Origin of the sequence: Anaeromyxobacter dehalogenans 2CP-1, from assembly GCF_000022145.1 — a bacterium.
GTDB lineage: Bacteria > Myxococcota > Myxococcia > Myxococcales > Anaeromyxobacteraceae > Anaeromyxobacter > Anaeromyxobacter dehalogenans.
The window spans coordinates 4,613,330-4,630,810 of sequence record NC_011891.1 but is presented as its reverse complement, the minus strand read 5'-3'; the positions used below and the strand labels follow the sequence as shown (position 1 = coordinate 4,630,810).

The 17,481-nt window shown below is 73.9% G+C and carries 18 protein-coding genes and 1 pseudogene; 6 read left to right on the top strand and 13 right to left on the bottom strand.

Annotated elements, in window-relative coordinates; all coding sequences use genetic code 11:
- Positions 1-3 precede the first annotated feature (3 nt).
- On the top strand, positions 4-705 hold the full coding sequence (phoU, locus tag A2CP1_RS20875) for a phosphate signaling complex protein PhoU (protein WP_015935179.1): 702 nt from the start codon (positions 4-6) through the stop codon (positions 703-705).
- Between the two features lie 130 nt (positions 706-835).
- On the opposite strand, the gene A2CP1_RS20870 is transcribed toward phoU, so the two are convergent.
- From A2CP1_RS20870 to A2CP1_RS20835, 8 genes are all read right to left on the bottom strand, one after another.
- Positions 836-1,441 (bottom strand): phosphatase PAP2 family protein, encoded by a 606-nt coding sequence (locus A2CP1_RS20870; RefSeq protein ID WP_012528073.1) that lies wholly within the window; start codon positions 1,439-1,441, stop codon positions 836-838.
- Positions 1,438-2,250, bottom strand: a complete 813-nt coding sequence (locus A2CP1_RS20865; protein ID WP_015935178.1) for an NlpC/P60 family protein — start codon at positions 2,248-2,250, stop codon at positions 1,438-1,440. Before A2CP1_RS20865 ends, A2CP1_RS20870 begins: the two co-directional genes overlap by 4 nt.
- Complete coding sequence (locus tag A2CP1_RS20860) at positions 2,247-2,894, bottom strand: DUF2238 domain-containing protein (RefSeq protein WP_015935177.1); 648 nt, start codon at positions 2,892-2,894, stop codon at positions 2,247-2,249. Before A2CP1_RS20860 ends, A2CP1_RS20865 begins: the two co-directional genes overlap by 4 nt.
- Entirely contained in the window at positions 2,891-3,892 is a 1,002-nt protein-coding gene (locus A2CP1_RS20855; protein ID WP_015935176.1) for an ABC transporter substrate-binding protein, read from the bottom strand. Before A2CP1_RS20855 ends, A2CP1_RS20860 begins: the two co-directional genes overlap by 4 nt.
- A 24-nt stretch (positions 3,893-3,916) precedes the next feature.
- Entirely contained in the window at positions 3,917-4,678 is a 762-nt protein-coding gene (locus tag A2CP1_RS20850; RefSeq protein ID WP_041450733.1) for an ABC transporter permease, read from the bottom strand.
- Complete coding sequence (locus A2CP1_RS20845) at positions 4,611-5,546, bottom strand: ABC transporter ATP-binding protein (protein WP_015935174.1); 936 nt, start codon at positions 5,544-5,546, stop codon at positions 4,611-4,613. Before A2CP1_RS20845 ends, A2CP1_RS20850 begins: the two co-directional genes overlap by 68 nt.
- A gap of 68 nt (positions 5,547-5,614) precedes the next feature.
- Positions 5,615-6,562, bottom strand: coding sequence for a THUMP domain-containing class I SAM-dependent RNA methyltransferase (locus A2CP1_RS20840; RefSeq protein ID WP_245530057.1), 948 nt, complete (start codon positions 6,560-6,562; stop codon positions 5,615-5,617).
- 8 nt (positions 6,563-6,570) lie between these two features.
- The gene (locus A2CP1_RS20835) at positions 6,571-7,047 is read right to left on the bottom strand and encodes a PEGA domain-containing protein (RefSeq protein WP_015935172.1); all 477 of its coding nucleotides are present in this window, start codon (positions 7,045-7,047) and stop codon (positions 6,571-6,573) included.
- 108 nt (positions 7,048-7,155) lie between these two features.
- Here A2CP1_RS20835 and A2CP1_RS20830 point away from each other — a divergent pair, with 108 nt between their 5' ends.
- From A2CP1_RS20830 to A2CP1_RS23095, 3 genes are all read left to right on the top strand, one after another.
- Positions 7,156-7,971, top strand: a complete 816-nt coding sequence (locus A2CP1_RS20830; RefSeq protein ID WP_015935171.1) for a glycosyltransferase — start codon at positions 7,156-7,158, stop codon at positions 7,969-7,971.
- Between the two features lie 89 nt (positions 7,972-8,060).
- On the top strand, positions 8,061-8,441 hold the full coding sequence (locus tag A2CP1_RS20825; RefSeq protein ID WP_015935170.1) for a hypothetical protein: 381 nt from the start codon (positions 8,061-8,063) through the stop codon (positions 8,439-8,441).
- Positions 8,442-8,466: 25 nt separating this feature from the next.
- Positions 8,467-8,880 carry a hypothetical protein gene (locus A2CP1_RS23095; protein WP_245530056.1) on the top strand — a complete coding sequence of 138 codons (414 nt, stop codon included), beginning with the start codon at positions 8,467-8,469 and terminating at the stop codon, positions 8,878-8,880.
- Positions 8,881-9,439: 559 nt separating this feature from the next.
- Here the strand turns inward: A2CP1_RS23095 and A2CP1_RS20810 are convergent.
- The 3 genes and pseudogenes from A2CP1_RS20810 to A2CP1_RS20800 form a co-directional block, all read right to left on the bottom strand.
- The gene (locus tag A2CP1_RS20810) at positions 9,440-10,336 is read right to left on the bottom strand and encodes a hypothetical protein (protein WP_015935169.1); all 897 of its coding nucleotides are present in this window, start codon (positions 10,334-10,336) and stop codon (positions 9,440-9,442) included.
- Between the two features lie 122 nt (positions 10,337-10,458).
- Positions 10,459-10,773: pseudogene (locus tag A2CP1_RS20805) on the bottom strand (transposase); the annotation flags it as partial.
- 186 nt (positions 10,774-10,959) lie between these two features.
- The gene (locus A2CP1_RS20800; protein WP_015935168.1) at positions 10,960-12,240 is read right to left on the bottom strand and encodes a spinster family MFS transporter; all 1,281 of its coding nucleotides are present in this window, start codon (positions 12,238-12,240) and stop codon (positions 10,960-10,962) included.
- A 168-nt stretch (positions 12,241-12,408) separates the two neighbouring features.
- Between A2CP1_RS20800 and A2CP1_RS20795 the strand changes: the two genes are divergently transcribed.
- Positions 12,409-14,010, top strand: a complete 1,602-nt coding sequence (locus tag A2CP1_RS20795) for an ABC-F family ATP-binding cassette domain-containing protein (protein WP_015935167.1) — start codon at positions 12,409-12,411, stop codon at positions 14,008-14,010.
- On the opposite strand, the gene A2CP1_RS20790 is transcribed toward A2CP1_RS20795, so the two are convergent.
- Together A2CP1_RS20790 and A2CP1_RS20785 are read right to left on the bottom strand one after the other, a co-directional pair.
- Positions 13,994-15,154: an HNH endonuclease gene (locus tag A2CP1_RS20790; RefSeq protein WP_015935166.1), complete on the bottom strand. Its 1,161-nt coding sequence runs from the start codon at positions 15,152-15,154 to the stop codon at positions 13,994-13,996. The genes A2CP1_RS20795 and A2CP1_RS20790 overlap by 17 nt on opposite strands.
- A gap of 552 nt (positions 15,155-15,706) precedes the next feature.
- On the bottom strand, positions 15,707-16,537 hold the full coding sequence (locus A2CP1_RS20785) for a glycerophosphodiester phosphodiesterase family protein (RefSeq protein WP_015935165.1): 831 nt from the start codon (positions 16,535-16,537) through the stop codon (positions 15,707-15,709).
- A gap of 91 nt (positions 16,538-16,628) precedes the next feature.
- Here A2CP1_RS20785 and A2CP1_RS20780 point away from each other — a divergent pair, with 91 nt between their 5' ends.
- A complete protein-coding gene (locus tag A2CP1_RS20780) occupies positions 16,629-17,480 on the top strand; it encodes a class I SAM-dependent methyltransferase (protein WP_015935164.1) in 852 nt (283 codons plus the stop codon).
- Position 17,481: the final 1 nt, after the last annotated feature.

Sequence of the window (17,481 nt, the reverse complement as noted above, 5' to 3'; positions counted from 1 at the left end):
GCCATGGCGACGCACACCGACAAGTCGTACGAGACCGAGCTCCGCACGCTGCGCGACCGGCTGCTGGAGATGGGCGGGCTGGTGGAGCAGGCCATCGCGGCGAGCGTGCGCGCGATCGTGGAGCGCGACTCGCCGCTGGCCGAGCAGGTGAAGCTGCGCGACCGCGAGGTCAACCGGATGGAGGTGGACATCGACGGCGCCTGCCGCCGCATCCTCGCCCTCCGCCAGCCGGCCGCCTCCGACCTGCGCTTCATCACCACCGCGCTCAAGATCGTCACCGACCTCGAGCGGATGGGCGATCTCGCCGTCAACATCGCGGAGCGCGCGCTCGACCTCAACCAGGCGCCGTCGCTGGTGCCCCTGCACGATCTCTCCAAGCTGGCGGACCTCTCCGAGGCGCAGCTCAAGCGCGCGCTCGACGCGTTCGTCACCCGCGACGTGGAGAAGGCGCAGGAGGTGATGCGCGGCGACGACCTGCTCGACGCGCTCTACCTCAAGATCTTCAACGACCTGCTGGCGCTCATGATGGAGGACGGGCGCAACATCCGGCGCGCCACCTCGCTCATGTTCGCGGCGAAGCACCTGGAGCGCTTCGGCGACCACGCCACCAACCTGGCCGAGATGGTCGTCTACATGGTGCAGGGGACCGACGTGCGCCACCCGCGCAGCCGCGCCGACCAGGACGCGCCCGCGACGTCGGAGTAGACAGCTCCGGCGGGCCCGCGGCCCGCCGACGCCCAGGGAGAGCGGGCGTTCGCGCTCATCCCGAGCGTAGCGCGGCCAAGGGCCGCGCGAAGTCGAGGGACCTCCGGCGGCGCGGAGTCGAGGGACGCGCTCAGGAAACCAGCAGCCGCGAGGCCAGGCCGCCGAACACGCCCAGCACCGCGCCCGCCACCACGTCGAGCGGGTAGTGGGCGCCCAGGTAGACGCGCGACAGGCCGATCCCCACCGCGAGGAGCAGGGCGGCGGGCCCGAGGCCGGCCGGCTCGTCCGCGAACGCGATCGCCACGCCGAACGCCGCCGCGGTGTGACCGGACGGGAACGAGAACCGATCCGGGTTCGCCGCCAGCGCCTCGAAGCCGGTGATGGCCGCGTCCGGTCGGGCGCGGGTGAGGCTGCGCTTCAGCGCCTGCGAGAGCAGCGTCGCGATCCCGGTCGCCGCGCCGATGCGCAGGCCGAGGTGCGCGCCGCGCTGGGTGGCGCTGGCGATGCAGGCGAGCCCGATGACCGTCCAGCTCTTCCCGTCGCCGAGGCGGGTGAGCGTCCGCGCCAGCGCGGTGCGCCAGGGGCGCCGGAAGCGCTGCACGGAGACGAGCAGCGCCTCGTCCAGCGAGAGGATGCGCTGCAGCCGGCCGATCCGCACCACCACCGTGCCGGCGGCGGCGTCCACGGCCACCTCGGCGGCCTGGCCTTCGTCCAGTGGGATCCGGTCGTCCGTCATCGTGCCGCAGGATGGCGCGCGCGCGGCACGGCCGCGCGGCCTCCCTGCAACATCTGCGTGACGCGGGCGTCCAGCAACTCCCCGTAGGCGGCGAAGAGCTCGCCCGCCAGGTACCGGGTCCCGCGCGCGTCGCGCCGGCGCGCCATGCGCACCGGATCGTTCGCCTCGGGATCGGACGGGCGGGTGAGGTCCATGCGGATGCGCTCCACGCGGCCGCCGCGGTGCAGGATCGTCACCGCGTCGCCCTCCACCGCCTCCACCAGGCCGACGTGCGTGAAGCGATCGCCGGCGCGGCCGTTCAGGTCCCGGTCGTAGGTGTCGTGGAAGAACACCAGGTCGCCGGGGCGCGGCCGCTCCACCGGGCGCGAGGCGCGGTACAGCGCCTCGGAGCGCGAGCGCGCCGGCCCGAGCCGCGGCGTGAGCCCGGCCGCCCGCAGCGCCGCGAGCACGTATCCCGAGCAGTCGAGCCGGGTGCGAGCGCCGAGCCGGGCCCGCGCCGCCTCGAGCACCTCGTCGCGGAGCCGCTCCAGCGCCGGGTCGCGCGGCACGTCCGGTGTCGCCTCGGCGCCGGCGCCGCGCTCCGGGGCGGTTGCCGAGGTCACCACCGGCGCGACCGCGGCGTCCTCGCCGCCGTCCACCGCTGCTTCCGGCGCGCGCGCGCCCGGCGCTCCGTCGCCGCCGGCGACGGGCGGCGCGGCGAGGTCGGGCGCGGGCGCGGGCGCGGGCGCGGGCGCGGGCAGCGGCCGCGTCGCGGCGCAGCCGGAGGCGAGCGCGGCGAGGCCGGCGATCGCGAGGGCGCGCAGCCTCACGCCGCCATCCGATCGCCGGGGCGACGGCCGTCCGGGCTCGCGCCGAGGCGCGCGAGGGCCCGGTCGTGCACGCGCGACAGGAGCGCCTGCGCCGCCACCGCGCCCACCAGCGCCAGGAACATGTCCCACTGCGTGTCCCACGGATCCCCCTGCGTCCCGAGGAACGCGTCCGCGCCTTGGCCGAGCAGCACCGCCGCCAGCCACTCCACCAGCTCGTAGGCCGCGGAGATGGCGAGCGCGACGCAGGTGACGAGCGCCGTCAGCCAGCGCCCGCGCCGCAGCGGCGAGGTTCGCAGGAGCAGCTCGCGCACCGCCAGCGCGGGCACGAAGCCCTGCATGAGGTGGCCGAGGCGATCGTAGTGGTTCCGGGCCAGGCCGAGCGCGTCGCGCACCCAGAAGCCGGCCGGCACCTCGGCGTAGGTGTAGTGGCCGCCCACGCACAGCACCGCGGCGTGGAGCGCGACGAGCACGTACAGGAGCGGGGTGAGCGGGAAGCGCCGCCGGGTCGCGACGAGCACCGGGACGACGACGAGCACCGGCGCGACCTCCATGAGCCAGGTGCCCCGGTCCTTCGGGCCGATGCCGGACCAGGCCAGGACGGTGGCGACGAGCGCGAGCAGCGCGGCGGGGAGGCGATCCGTCATCGGGCAGACAGCTCCTGCAGCAGGGAGCCGTCGACCATACCCGAAACATCGCCGGCGGGCGCGAATCCCAGCGCGCGCGCCTGCTCCGCCATGAGCGCGAGCTGCGCCGCCATCGGGTCCGACGCGGGGTCGATCCGCGAGAACGCGTCGTGCAGCACCGGCTCCGGGAGCGGCTTCCCGGTGAGCGCCCCGAACGCCGCGTTCGCGGCGCGCGCGAAGGCCTCGCGATCCCGCTCCCAGCGCCGGGTCAGCTCGAGGTGGGCGCGCACCAGCGCGAGCACGTCGGCGCGCCGCGTCTCGAGCGCGCGGCGCGAGACGGCCAGCACCGCGGTGGGGAAGCGCCCGCCTTCCCAGAGCGTGCGCTCGTCCACCAGGATGCGCGCGCCGGCCTCCGCCACGAGGCGCGCGCCCCACGGCTCGGGCACCCAGGCGCCGGCGAGCTCACCGCGCGCGAACAGCCCGAGGATCTCCGCGTTCGCCACCGGATACACCCGCACCTGGCCGGGCCCGTCGCCCACGCGGAGGCCCTGCGCTGACAGCCAGGTGCGGAGCGCGACGTCCTGCGTGTTCCCGAGCTGCGGGCTCGCCACCCGCTGGCCGGCGAGGTCGGCGGCGCGCCGCGCGTCGCGCACCACCAGCACGGCGCCGCCGGAGGTCGCGCCCGCGACCACGCGCAGCAGATCGCCGCGCGTGCGCAGGTAGGCGACCGTGGCCGGGCCCGGTCCGACGTAGGCGGCGTCGAGGTCTCCGCTCGCCAGCGCCTCGATCGCCCCCGGGCCCGCGTTGAACTGCTTCGCCTCCACCCGCCCGCCGAGCGCGCGAGAGAACGTCCCGTCGGCGAAGCCCACCAGCGCCTGCGCGTGGGTCAGGTTCGGGAAGTGGCCGACGCGCAGCGGTCGGGTGGCCGCATCACCGCCGCGGCGGCAGGCGAGCGGTGCCGCGAGGAGCGTTGCACCCAGCGTGACGAGCGCGGCGAGGGCGCGGGCGGAGCGGCGCACGGGAGCGGCCTCCTCGGTCGTGGGTCAGGCGGCCTCGAGCAGGCCCCAGCGGCGGCGGACGCGGAGCTCGAGCAGCCGGAACAGCACGCGGTCCACCAGGATCCCGAGCGCCACGATGCAGACCATCACGCCCATCACCTGCGCGGCGTCGAGGAGCTCGCGCCCCTGGGCGAGGAGCTGCCCCAGGCCGCCCGCCACGAACAGCAGCTCGCCGGCCATGAGGGCGCGCCACGCGAAGCTCCAGCCCAGCTTCAGGCCGGTGAGGATCCCGGGCAGCGCGGCCGGGAGGAGCACGCCCAGGTGGAAGCGGGGGCCGCGGATCCCCAGCGTGCCGGCCGCGCGCAGGAGCACCGGGTCCACGCCCGCGATGGCGTCCTCGGTGGCGATCGAGACCGCGAGGAGCGAGCCCATCACCACCACGAACACGATGGCCGCCTCGGAGAGCCCGAACCAGAGCACCGCCAGCGGCAGCCAGCAGATGGACGGCAGCGCCTGCAGGCCGGTGGTGATGGGGCGGAGCGCCGCCTGCACGAGCGCGCTCCGCGCCAGCGCCACGCCGAGCGGCACGCCCACCGCGATGGAGATCGCGTAGCCCTGCGCCAGCCGGCCCAGCGACCGGAGCACCGCGGCGCCGAGCCGCCCGTCGGCCGCCATGGCGCGGATGCCGTCCGCCACCGCGAACGGCCCGGGGAACAGCCAGCGTGGCCAGGGCCCGAACCTAGCCGCGAGCTCCCACGTCAGCAGCGCGCCCGCCAGGAACACCGCCGTCCGGAGCCGCTCGCGCATCGTGTTCCTCCTCCGCCGGCGCCGTCCGGCGCCCCGACTCGTCGGCGCGGCGCAGCTCGTCGCGGATTCGCCGCGACAGGTCCACCAGCGCCGGATCGTCCGGGTCGCGCGGCCGCGGCAGCCGGACCTCCAGGTCCTCCAGCACGCGCCCCGGCCGCGCCGCCATCACCACCACCCGGTCGCCCAGCACCAGCGCCTCGCGCACGTCGTGGGTGACGAACACCACCGTCTTGCGATCGCGCATCCAGATCCGCTGCAGGTGCTGCTGCATCTGGCCACGGGTCTGGGCGTCGAGCGCCGCGAACGGCTCGTCCATGAGCAGCACCGCGGGGTCGAGCGCCAGCGCGCGCGCGAGCTGCACGCGCATGCGCATGCCGCCGGACAGCTCGTGCGGGAGCGCGTCCTCGAAGCCGGTGAGGCCCACCATCTCCACGAACGCCCGGGCGCGCCGGGCCGCCTCGGCGCGCTTGATGGCGCTCGCCCGCAGCGCGAACAGCAGGTTCTGCCGCACCGTCAGCCACGGGAACAGCGCCGGCTCCTGGAACACGAGCAGGCGCTCCGGTCCGGGCCCCTTCACCTCGACGCCGTCGATCGAGATGCGGCCGCCGCTCGGCGCGAGGTGGCCGGCGAGCGCGTAGAGCAGCGTGGTCTTGCCGCAGCCGGACGGGCCGAGCAGGCACACGAACTCGCCCGCGTGCACGGCGATGTTCACGTCCTGGAGCGCGATCACCTCGTTCGGGAAGCGGTGCGCCACCCGCGCGACGTCGATCTTGGGCCGGCCCGGGCGGGCGCGGCTGGGCACGAGCAGGCCTCCGGCCGCGTCGGCGCGCGGGCGCCGGGTGAGCCGGGCGGCGAGCTCCCTCCACATGCGGGCACACGATGCGGACCCGTGCGCGCGGCGGCCTGCCCGCCTGGCCGCCTGCCCGCGCGGGACGATCAGCCGCGCCAGCGCAGCAGCCGGCAGCGGATCCCGCCGTTCTGGACCGGCAGCGCCTCGGAGGGCGGGCGCGCGAGCAGCCGCTCGAGCCCGCGGTCGGGCCCGAGCACCGCCACCTCCCATCCGGCGAGCCGGCCCATGAGCGTGGCCAGCGCACGCCAGGCGCCGGCCGCGTCCTGGTCGAGGCGCACGCCGTAGGGCGGGTTCACCGCGCACAGCCCCGGGCCGGGCGGCGGCACCACCCGCGCGGCGTCCTCTCGCGCGAACGCGATCGCGTCCGCCACGCCGGCCGCGGCCGCGTTCTTCTGCGCGAGCCGGAGCGCGCCGGCGTTCCGGTCGGAGGCGTGGATCGGCACGCTCACCGGCCGGGACCGCGCCTCGAGGTGTGCGCGCAGCCGCGCGGTGCGCGCCGCGTCGTGGCCGGGGAGGCGCTCGAACGCGAAGGTCCGGCCGAGGCCCGGGGCGCGGCCGGCGGCGACGAGCGCGGCCTCGATGGCGAGCGTGCCCGAGCCGCACATCGGATCGAGGAACGGCCGGTCGCCGGTCCAGCCGCACGCCAGCAGGATGCCGGCGGCGAGAGACTCGCGGAGCGGCGCCGCGCCCACCCGCGCCCGCCACCCGCGCCGGAACAGCGGCGCGCCGGCCGCGTCCACGCTCACCGTCGCGTGCCCACCCCGGGCGCGCACCAGGAGCTCGAGCCCGCCGGCCCGGGCCGCGGCGGCGCGCTTCGCGGCCGGCAGCTCGGCGGCGGAACCTTCCCAGAGCCGGAGGAGCGCGGTGTCGGCGGTGCGCGCGCCCAGGCACGCGAGCGCGGCGGCGTCCTCGCCCACCGCCTCGGCGCCGCCGTCCACGGCGCGCGCCTCAAGGCCCAGCGCGCGCAGCTCGGCGGCCAGCACCGCCTCGAGGCCCGGCGCGCAGGCGCAGAAGATCCGCTCGGCGGCGCGCACGGCCAAGGCTAGCGCTCGAGCCGGAGCGTGATCTTCACCAGCGCGTCGGCGCGGCAGGCGACCCGCGCCGAGGCGCGGCGACCGGCGGCCTCGGCCCGGATCTCGATCTCGCGGCCGGGCGGGCAGTCGAGGCCCGCGAGCACCGGCGCCTCGCCCCGGGCCACGCCGTCCACCAGCACCAGCGCGCCGGGCGGGATCGTGTCCACCGACACGGCGAAGCCGGTGAACGGCGCCACGTCCTCGCCGGTGCGCTGGTCGTGCTCCGCCTCGAGCGGCGGCAGCGCGGTGAGCGGGGTGGAGGGCGCGGAAGGGCGGCCGCGCAGCGCGAACGCGACGAGGAGCGCGGCCGTGCCGAGGAACGCGATCGCGAGGGCCACCAGGCGCAGGATCCCGGGGGCGTGGCGCAACGGCGGGCGCTGCGGGGGCGGCGGCGGAGGGGCGCCCGGGCCGGACGGAGGCGGGCCCTGGAAGGCAGGCTGCGACATGCGGGCATTGTATCGGTGGAGGCCGCCCGGGTGGAGCCCTCGCGCGCGGCGCCGCCCCGGCACGCCGCGCTTGCGCGCGCCGGGGCGGGCCAAGTAGGGTCCGCCGCCATGCGCCTCGGCGGGTTCGTCATCCACGGGAACAGCGCCGACACGCTCGATCGCTGCCTCGCCGGCATCGCCGCGGTGGCCGACGCGTGCGTCGCGGTGGACTCCCGCTCGACCGACGGCTCCGCCGACCTGGCGCGCGCGCGCGGGTTCCGGCGGGTGGACCTGGCCTGGCGCGGCTACGGTGCCGCGCGGGCCGCCGCCGTCGAGGCGCTCGAGGGCTGCACCCACGTCTTCTTCCTCGACTCGGACGAGTGGCTGGAGCCGGAGGCGATCGCGGCCATCCGCGCCTGGAAGGCGACCGGCGGCGGGACCGTTCCCTACCACGGCCTGGTCCGCCGCGACTGGGCCGACCTCGACGGGCACCGGTTCCTGTTCCGCACCGAGCACCACGTGCGGCTGATCCGGCGCGAGGCGGCGCGGTGGGACGCCACCATGATCGTGCACGAGGCGCTGCCGCCCGCGCCGACCGTTCAGCTGCCCATCCACGTCGAGCACCGCTTCGCGACCTCGGTGGAGGCGATGCGCAGCAAGGTGGATCGCTACGCGCTCCTGTGGGCGCTCCGCTACCGCGCCGAGGGGGCGCGGCGGAAGACGCCCGCGGTGCAGAAGTGGGTGCACGCGGTGCGGCACGCGGCGTTCAAGGGCGCGATCGCCCGCGGCGGCGCAGACGGCTGGCGGCTCGCCGAGGCGGTGGGGCACTACCACGGCCGGAAGTACGCGCTGCTCCGCGAGCTGGATCGCGGCGCGTATCCCGAGCTGGTCCGGGCGTACGCCGAGGGGCGGCTCGAGGACCTGTACCGGATGCTGCCGGTCTAGGTCCGGGCGCGGACACGCCCCGTACGCCCGGAGCCGCTTCACGCATCGTCCCGGTCTGGTATGCTCGCGTTCGTCGCGGGGGGACTCCGATGACGAAGCGAGCCGCATCGATCGTCGCGCTGGGAATCGTCGCGGCGCTGGCCGTGCCAGCGGCCTCGTGCGAACGCGGCACGCGCCGGGTCGTGCACAGGGTTGCCGACCCGTCGGCGCAATGGGTCGCGGTCGTGGACGAGGTGGAGTACGCGAACGGCCTGCTGACGTCGGTGGCGGACCGGGTGCTCGTCCGCGAGGCCGCGTCGAAGGACGCGGCGGGGACGATCGTGTTCTCGGAGGACGCGCTCCCCGACCTCGAGAAGCCAACCGTCGCGTGGGAGGCAGGCCGGCTGGTGATCACCGCATCGCGGAGCGCGAACGTGCTCCGTCGGGAAGCGCGGGCCCATGGGTTCGAGGTGGAGGTTCGTCCTCGGTGAAGGACCGCGAGGTGATCGAGTGGACATGAAGCATGCCTGCGCTGTCGTCGCTGTCGCCTGCACCCTGGTTCACTGTTCGGGTGGCTCCATCGAGCCTGCCGAGGTACGCGGCGAGTGGGCATCGAACGACGGCGGGCGGATGGTCTTCACCGAGACGGGCTTCACGGCCGAGCACATCCCGGCGCCGGTCCTGGGCCTCCTGGGTTCACCCGAGCCGAAGCTCGTGGGCGGGAAAGGCCGGTGGGGTGTGCGAAAGCGCGAGATCTGGCTCGTCTTCGATGCTCTCGCGGAACATCGCAGCGGATTCAGAACCGACCTCCTCACCGAAGGGCGCGGAGGCGCGATGATCCTGTTCAACTGGAAAGGCGAGGAGGGTGGCGAGCGGTACGAACTCCATCGCGTGGATGCCCGACATGGAACCAAAGCGTCACCTCCGTAAGCGCTGGCTCTGGGCCTCGCTCAACCTCGCCGGGATGATTCTCTTCCTGAAGGTCGGGTCGGCCCTCTGGGTTCAGCCGGGAGAAGAAGGCATGCCTGGCGGGCCAGGAGACGCCGTCTCCTTCTTCCTCACCGCGGTTCCGATCCTCGCCGCCTTCCTGCTCCTCGATCTGGCAGCGCTGGGGTGGATCCTGGTCAGGACGCCTCGGTCCGATCGACGGACGGGGATGGCGTTGTGGTTCGCGAGGCCCCGACCCAGAGTAATTGGCTAGGCGAGGGCGCCGCCGCGGTGCCCTGCCCGCCGAACGCGGTGTGGGGAGGCCCCGACCCAGAGTAATTGGCTAGGTGAGGGCGCCGCCGCGGTGCCCTGCCCGCCGAACGCGGTGTGTACGGGGCGACAGCGCAGTCCGAAACGTGGTCAAAGACTACTCGGAACTCGCGATCGCGCCGGGGAAGCGGGCCTTGGTTGGTGCTCGGGGCCGATCCGGACGCACCGCCGCCTGCGGTAGCGCCACAGGCGACCGCTCGCGCAGGTTCCGCTGTGTCTGGGTGGCGTCGGCCTACGGAGCCGCGGCGCACACGACGTCGTGGCCGATGCGCATTCCGTACGTTCCCGCCGGGAAGACGACAGCGCGCATCCCGTTCTTCCAGGCGCGGAGCGCGGTCCGGTAGTCCTGCAGGAACTCGAGAAGCCTTCCGAGCGCCTCGATGCGCCTCCACTTGTCCCGGCTCGCGATCCGTGGGTTGAGCGCGCGCCGCGGTTCCCCAGGTGCCGGGCGCCCGTTGGGCCTTTGCGCGAGCACCTTCCGCGGTCCCATGAACCCGAGGCCCTTTACCTCCTGTGCTCGCACGGCCTCGCGCTCGCGCGCGGCCAGCGCGTCGACGAGCTGCTCGCGGAACTGGTCGGCAGAGTCGAAACCCGGCGGCGCGACGAGGGCGAGCTCGACGGACTCGGGCATCGAGCCGTTCGCCGAGAAGAAGTGCTTGGGGCGACGGACGACAATCTTGCCCGAGCCGAGCATCGAAGGATCCGACCAGAGGCCCGGCCACTCCGAAGCCGTGCGCACGAGGCCCGCCGCGACCGGGTTCGCGAGCACGTATGCCGTCTTGTCGAGCACGTCTGCCGGGGAGACGAGGCGCACGGCGCTGTAGCTACTCGGCGCCCAGAAGCTCTCCCACCGACCGAGGGAAGCGTTGACGGCCCTGGCGACGAGCGCGTCGACGTACTGCTGGAAGGCAGGGAGGCGCGACCCGGGGTCGGTGACGACGAGGTGGATGTGGTTGGAGAGAGCGCAAAACGCGTGGATCAGGATCCCGTACCGCCGGGCCGCCACGGCCAGGACGTAGAGCACGATGGCGTTCGTGGACTCCGACGGCCGCAGCAGGAACTGTCGCTGTGCACAGCGGCGGGTGACGAGATAGGTGGCGTGCGGGAGGATCTGGCGCGGGGCGGTCACGCCGTGCGGAGTCGCAGTTCTCGTGCCCCGCGAAGACGCCCGAAGACACTGGGGCCGCGCTCGCACGGATGGGCCGAACTACGGACCGGGCGGCCGAATCGCGTTACTCTGGGTCGGGGCCCCGCACTGTAGCTGCTCGGGGCCCAGAAGCTCTCCCACCGACCGAGGGAAGCGTTGACGGCCCTGGCGACGAGCGCGTCGACGTACTGCTGGAAGGCGGGGAGGCGCGAGCCGGGGTCGGTGACGACGAGGTGGATGTGGTTGGAGAGAGCGCAGAACGCGTGAATCAGGATCCCGTACCGCCGGGCTGCCACGGCAAGGACGTAGAGCACGATCGCGTTCGTGGACTCGGAAGGCCGCAGCAGGAACTGCCGCTGCGAACAGCGGCGGGTGACGAGATAGGTGGCGTGCGGGAGGATCTGGCGCGGGGCGGTCACGCCGTGCGGAGTCGCAGTTCTCGTGCCCCGCGAAGACGCCCGAAGACACTGGGGCCGCGCTCGCACGGATGGGCCGAACTACGGACCGGGCGGCCGAATCGCGTTACTCTGGGTCGGGGCCCCCCGGGGTCGGGGCCCCGGGGTCGGGGCCCCCGAGGAGTCGCCGCAGCGGAGCGCGGGCTAGCACTACGCCGCGCGGTCGTCGCCCGGGCCGGCGCCGGCCAACGCCGCCGCCCGCTCCCCGCGCCACGCCGCCCACGTCCAGATCGCCCCGGAAATCAGGATCGCGGCGGGCACGATGAGCACGGCGCGCCCGAGCGAGCTGTGGTCGGACAGCACGCCGATGAGCGTGGGCGAGGGCAGGTCGCCGAACACGTGGATGGCGAGGATGGAGAGCGCCGCCGCGGTGGCCCGCTCGGCGGGCGGGACCACGTTCATGAGCGCGGCGTTGATGGGCCCGGAGGACGCGAACAGCAGGAGCTGCGCGGCGATGAGCGCGGACAGGTAGAGCCCGGGGCGCCAGGTGAGGAACACCGCCAGCGAGAGCGGCGCGGCGAGCAGCGTGGCGATGCCGGAGACCCACAGGTCGGCCTCGCGCCGGCGGCGGCGGAGCCAGTCGGCGAAGAAGCCGCCGGCGAACGTGCCGGCGAACCCGGTCATCACCACCACCGCGCCGAACTGGACGGTGGCGATGGCGCGGGGCACGCCGCGCGAGCGCTCCAGGAACGCGGGCATCCAGAACGCCATGCCGCCCACCGCGAACGTGTAGGCGGCGTAGCCCGCCACGGCGAGCACGTAGGGCCGGTTCGCGAGGAGCCGGCGATAGGTCGCGGCGAGCCCACGCTTCCCGAGCTCGAGCCAGGGGCGCTCGCTCGCGCCGCGCGGCGGGTCGGGCAGGCGCAGGCACCAGTAGGCGAGCAGCACGCCGGGCGCGCCGGAGATGACGAAAGCCGTCCGCCAGCCGAAGCGGTGCTCGACGAGGCCGCCCACGATGTACCCGAGCGCGGAGCCGATGGGGATGGCGGCGAAGAACGTCGCGTAGGCGCGGCCGCGGCGGTCCTTGCCGAAGTAGTCGGCGAGCAGGCCGGGCGAGAGCGTGCCGTACGCGGCCTCGCCCACGCCCACCGCGGCGCGGGCGAGGAGCAGCGTGAAGAAGCCGCGCGCCGCGCCGGAGAGCATGGTGGCGGCGCTCCAGAGGAAGACGCCGAGCGCGACGAGCGGGGGACGGGACCGGCGGTCGCCCAGCGCGCCGAACACCGGGGAGGCGAGCGCGTAGACGATGGTGAAGCTCGTCATCAGCCAGCCGAGGCGCGTGTCGGTGAGCCACAGGTCCGCGCGCAGGCTCTCGACCAGCGCCGAGACCACGAACCGATCGAGGTAGTTGAACAGGTTGATGAAGGTGAGGACGAGGAGCGCGCGGCCGCCGGGGCCATGGAAGAGGCGGGCGGCGCCGGGCGTGGAGTGCACGGTGCGGCAGCGTACCTGCGCCCCGGCGCGCGGTCGAGCGCGGAGTGCCCTCCGGGACGGCGCGCATCCGGGGCCCGCGCGGCGGCGGGGAGGCGCGCGGCGCGCCCAGTGAAGTCCGCGATCCGCCTCGCAAAACTTCCGGAGATCCGTTAAGAAGGCGCCGCTCCCATGATCAGCGTTCAGAACGTCACCAAGGCCTTCGGGCCCAAGAAGCTATTCGAGGACGTGGACGTCTCGTTCTCGCCCGGGAACCGCTACGGCCTGACCGGCCCGAACGGCGCCGGGAAGACCACCTTCATGAAGATCATCGCCGGCGACGAGGACCCCGACGCCGGCCAGGTGCAGCGGCCGAAGAAGCTCGGCATCCTCCGCCAGGATCACTTCAAGTACGAGGACAACCGCGTCCTCGACGTGGTGCTGATGGGGAACGAGGCGCTGTGGTCGGCGATGAGCGAGAAGGAGCTGCTGCTCGCGAAGCCCGAGATCAGCGACGAGGACGGCGTCCGCCTCGCCGAGCTGGAGGGCGTCATCGGCGAGGAGGACGGCTACTCGGCCGAGGCCGACGCCGCCGAGCTGCTGCAGGGCCTCGGCATCGAGGAGCCCTGGCACGACCAGCCCATGCGCGCGCTCGCCGGCGGCTACAAGCTGCGCGTGCTGCTCGCGCAGGCGCTGTTCGGCAAGCCCCAGGGGCTGCTGCTCGACGAGCCCACCAACCACCTCGACATCGAGTCGATCCGCTGGCTGGAGAAGTTCCTGCATGCGTACGAGGGCGTGCTCATCACCATCTCGCACGACCGGCACTTCCTGAACGCGATCTGCACGCACATCGCCGACATCGACTACGAGACCATCATCACGTACCCCGGCGGCTACGACGACATGGTCCGGCAGAAGGGTCAGGTCCGGTCGCGCGTCGAGTCGGAGAACGCCGAGAAGCGGAAGAAGATCGAGCAGCTCCGCGAGTTCGTGGCCCGGTTCCACGCCGGCACGCGCGCGTCGCAGGTGCAGAGCCGCGTCCGCGCCATGCAGAAGCTGAAGCTCGAGGACATGAAGCGGTCGAACATCGCCGCCCCGTTCATCAAGTTCGAGCAGAAGGCGCCCTCCGGCAAGCAGACGCTCACGATCGAGGACATCGAGAAGGCCTACGGCCCCGGCCTGCAGGTGGTGCGGCCCTTCAGCGCGCTCGTGACCCGTGGCGAGAAGATCGCCGTCGTCGGCAAGAACGGCGTCGGCAAGTCCACGCTGGTGAAGATGATCGCCGGCGAGCTCGCCCCCGACCGCGGCCACGTGAAGTGGGGCCACCAGGCGCAGGTCGGCTACCTGCCGCAGGACCAGGCCGGCGTGATTCGCCCCGGCACCACCGCGTTCGGCTGGCTCCGCGAGATGGAGGACAAGCTCTCGAACGAGGAGATCTCCGGCCTGCTCGGGCGCATGCTGTTCTCCGGCGAGGAGCGGATGAAGCCGACCGCGACCCTGTCCGGCGGCGAGACCGTGCGCCTCCTGCTCGCGAAGCTGATGCTGTTCAAGGACAACGTGCTCGTGCTCGACGAGCCCACCAACCACCTCGACCTCCAGTCCATCGCCGCGCTGTCGGAGGGCCTGCAGCGCTACGAGGGCACGGTGATCGTGGTGACGCACGACCAGGAGCTGGTGCGCGAGGTGGCGAGCCGGATCTGGGTGATGCACAAGAGCGAGCCCATCCTCGACTTCCCCGGCAACTTCGACGAGCTGGTGGAGAAGCACCCCGAGCTGGTCACGGAGCACCACTAGGCGCCAAGTCCCGCGGATCGCCGGACAGATAGCGAACCACCGCAGGGCCGGCCCGATCCCCATCGCGCCGGCCCTTGGTGTACCTGCCCATCCACGCGTCCCCGAACACGAGCCGCGCCGCCTCGAGGTTGTGCGCCGCACAGAGCACGCGAAGGTTGGCCGCGGTGGACTCGCCGCCCCGCGCCCGCGGAACGACGTGGTCGAGCTGCAGCGCGTGCGTGGAGCCGCAGAGCTCCCCGTTCGCCAACCGCCACTGGCAGCACCCGCCATCCCGCCGCCAGACCTCGCGGCGAACGTGGGCGGGGACGCGATCGGCCTGACCGGGACGCACGCCGCCCCGAGGCCGGTCCGTGAGCGCGCCGACGCGCTTCTCAGCCTTCGCCAGCAGCAGATCCACCGCCGCCTCGAGGAGCGCGTCGTCGGAGAGGTCCGGGCGGAGATCCCTCAGTCGCCCCAGCTTGCGCACGAAACATTCACTTACCGTCACGTGGAGCCGCTGACGGTCCGCCGTGAGCGGGGAGAGGTCCGTGGAACGGGGAGACGACGCCAGGGCCACCAAGGTCATCGCAGGGCCCCGTGGTTCAACAGTTGAACCAGACGTCTCTCGCGGGACCATCGGTTTAACAGTTGAACCAGCGGTCACCCCCGTGGCGGCCAGTTCAACAGTTGAACCAGAGGTCACCGCAGGGGTGGCCAGTTCAACAGTTGAACCAGCAGGCGCACGCACCGCCGTGAGGACCGTTCGAACCGGCGGCGCCGGATGCGGCGCCAATGCGGCGACCACCTTCGCCGCCTCATGCCGCGACAGCCCGTAGAACCGCGGCAGCACCGCCTCCCAGTTCTCCGCCGTGACCACCCGCGCCACCTCGATGACGGTCGTGAAGCAGAGCCGCCCGTTCCGCAGCGGCTCGACGATGGCCGGGACCGCCTGGATGAGCTCCGCCGCGACCTTGCGGTACTGCGCCGAGCCCTTCGACAGCCCCAGCTCACGGTGCAGGTAGTGGAATAGCGAGGCGTACCCCAGCTCCGCCCACGCGCGCCGCGCGTCGAAGCCCGCGAGCGCGACCAGGAATTCTGCGAGCGCCGAGCGCTCACGGCGAAGGAGGGCGGCGAGCCGATCCGAGAGTTCACGCGCAGTGTCCATGCGACCACTCTCTCACGGGTTTCCGAGCCCTCGCCGGACGCACGCAGAAGCCCGCACGCGCGAGAAGAGCAGGGAGGGGTCGCAGAAGCGCTCGGAACGACGGCGCGAGGCGCAGGCACGAGGCCGTGCGTTCTGGGCGGCGTTTCCGTGCGCCCAGGACCGCGGGTTCGCCTTACAGTGAATGGCGCGTCAAGTGAGGAGCGCGTTCCCGTTGGGCCGCAAGCGGTCGCTCACCGAGAGTTCGACCTCGCTCATGGTTCGACGGGGCTCACCATGAGCGGAACTCCAGCGGCTCACCATGAGCGGAGTTCGGGTGGCCCACCATGAGCGGAATTCCCGCGGCTCACCGCGAGGGGAATTCCGGCGGCTCACCATGAGCGGCACCACACGACCGCGGCCACCGACCGCCAGCCCCGCCACGCCCCACAGGCTTCTCGCAAGCCGATCCTGCGCCGCCGCTCGCGGCCAACAAGGCCCGCCCCGCCGGCCCGCTGCCCACTTCCAGCTCCTCTTCCGGTCAACCCAGCAGCCCCGCAGCCCATCTACCGGGAGCTACCTCCCCAACACCCTCGCCAACAGATCCGGCCGATCGGTGACGATCCCATCCACCCCGAGCGCGAGCAGCTCCCCCATCTCGACCGGATCGTCCACCGTCCACACGTGCACCGGAATCCCCAGCCCGTGGAAGTGCTCGACGACCTTCGGGCACACCACCTCGATCTCCCCCATCCGATGCGGCAGATCCGCGACGTCGTAGCCGGATGGACACCCCTCCGCCGCCTGCCCCGACAGCGCCGCCATCACGTGGCACGTCGCCGCCTGCTCCGGCAGGTACCGCGCGCACCCGGGCAACAGCGGCGCGAGCCGCTCCGCCTGCGCGTCGAAGAACGACCCGACGCACACGCGGTCCTCCGCCCCCGCGGCCCGGATCTCCCGCGCCAGCGCCTCCGCCAGCGCGGCCTCGTCCGGCTTCGCGTCGATGTTCAGCCGCAGCCCCGGATACCGCGCCAGCACCTCCGCCAGCGTCGGCACCCGCACCCCCTTCCCACGGAGCGGCCGCGTCGCCCCCCCGTCCGGCGTGAACCCGAACGCCGCGTCGAGCCGCCCCACCTCCTCGAGCGTCCGCGCCTCGATGGTCCCCGGCACGCCGGTGAGGCGCGCGGTGTCGTCGTCGTGGAACACCACCACCGCGCCGTCGGCGGTGCGGCGCACGTCGATCTCGAGCGCGTCCGCGCCGAGGGCGACCGCCCGGTCGAACGCGACGAGCGTGTTCTCCGGGGCGAGCGCGCTGCCGCCGCGGTGGGCCACCAGCCACGGGCCGGGGCGGGAGAGGTAGGCGCGCGCGGGCGCGCGGTCCGGCGAGGGAGGGCTGAGAGCGGTCACCCGCCGACCTTCTTCCGCCCCGCCGCCCCCGTCAACGCCTCGGGCGTGCCCCGAGGTTCCGCCCGCGGCGCCGCCGGGTTAGAACCTCGCCATGCGAAGGCAGGTGAAGGGTGAGGCGGTCCGCCGCGAGCTGCTCCCGGGCACGTCCCCGGCGCTGTTGAAGGAGCTGCACCTGCTCACCCGGCAGGGCGATCTCAACGCCGACAGCCTCCGGAAGCTGAAGCAGGTGAACCACCTCGCGAACCTGCTCGCCCCCGCGCTCGACGACGTGCTCGGGCGCTTCGGCGATCCGGTGGTGGTGGACTGCGGGGCCGGCAAGAGCTACCTCGGCTTCATCCTGTACGAGCTGTTCCTCGGGCCGGCCGGCAAGGGCCGGCTCCTCGCGCTCGAGTCGCGCCCCGACCTCGCGAAGGCCGGCGCCGAGCGCGCCGCGCGCCTCGGCTTCGACCGGCTCTCGTTCGTGGAGGCGCCCATCGACGCCGCGCCGGTGCCGGAGCGGGTCAACCTCGTCACCGCGCTGCACGCCTGCGACACCGCCACCGACGACGCGCTCGCGCTCGCGATCCGGCACGGCGCCGACCACGTGGCGGTGGTCCCCTGCTGCCAGGCCGAGGTGGCGCGGCAGCTCGACGAGGCGAAGGAGCCCTCGCCGCTGCTCGCGCCGCTGTTCGCGCACGCCTGGCACCGGCGCGAGTTCGGCTCGCACCTCACCAACGTGCTCCGCGCGCTGGCGCTCGAGGCGCACGGCTACAAGGTGACCGTCACCGAGCTCACCGGCTGGGAGCACTCGGTGAAGAACGAGCTCATCCTCGGGAAGAAGGTCCGGGCCACGTCGCGCGACGCGCAGGCGCGGCTGGACGCGCTGCTCGCGGCCACCGGCGTGCGCCCGAAGCTGCTGCGGACGCTCGCCGGGGCCGGGCCCGACGGCGGGACACCGGCCTGAG

Bases quoted from the DNA above. Each gene is read 5' to 3' on its own strand.
- A2CP1_RS20830 (WP_015935171.1), top strand. From the start codon at position 7,156: ATGCGCCTCGGCGGGTTCGTCATCCACGGGAACAGCGCCGACACGCTC.
- A2CP1_RS23095 (WP_245530056.1), top strand. From the start codon at position 8,467: ATGAAGCATGCCTGCGCTGTCGTCGCTGTCGCCTGCACCCTGGTTCAC.
- A2CP1_RS20850 (WP_041450733.1), bottom strand. From the start codon at position 4,678: ATGCGCGAGCGGCTCCGGACGGCGGTGTTCCTGGCGGGCGCGCTGCTG.
- A2CP1_RS20835 (WP_015935172.1), bottom strand. From the start codon at position 7,047: ATGTCGCAGCCTGCCTTCCAGGGCCCGCCTCCGTCCGGCCCGGGCGCC.
- A2CP1_RS20870 (WP_012528073.1), bottom strand. From the start codon at position 1,441: ATGACGGACGACCGGATCCCACTGGACGAAGGCCAGGCCGCCGAGGTG.
- A2CP1_RS20790 (WP_015935166.1), bottom strand. From the start codon at position 15,154: ATGGACACTGCGCGTGAACTCTCGGATCGGCTCGCCGCCCTCCTTCGC.
- A2CP1_RS20845 (WP_015935174.1), bottom strand. From the start codon at position 5,546: ATGTGGAGGGAGCTCGCCGCCCGGCTCACCCGGCGCCCGCGCGCCGAC.
- phoU (WP_015935179.1), top strand. From the start codon at position 4: ATGGCGACGCACACCGACAAGTCGTACGAGACCGAGCTCCGCACGCTG.
- A2CP1_RS20825 (WP_015935170.1), top strand. From the start codon at position 8,061: ATGACGAAGCGAGCCGCATCGATCGTCGCGCTGGGAATCGTCGCGGCG.
- A2CP1_RS20795 (WP_015935167.1), top strand. From the start codon at position 12,409: ATGATCAGCGTTCAGAACGTCACCAAGGCCTTCGGGCCCAAGAAGCTA.
- A2CP1_RS20780 (WP_015935164.1), top strand. From the start codon at position 16,629: ATGCGAAGGCAGGTGAAGGGTGAGGCGGTCCGCCGCGAGCTGCTCCCG.
- A2CP1_RS20860 (WP_015935177.1), bottom strand. From the start codon at position 2,894: ATGACGGATCGCCTCCCCGCCGCGCTGCTCGCGCTCGTCGCCACCGTC.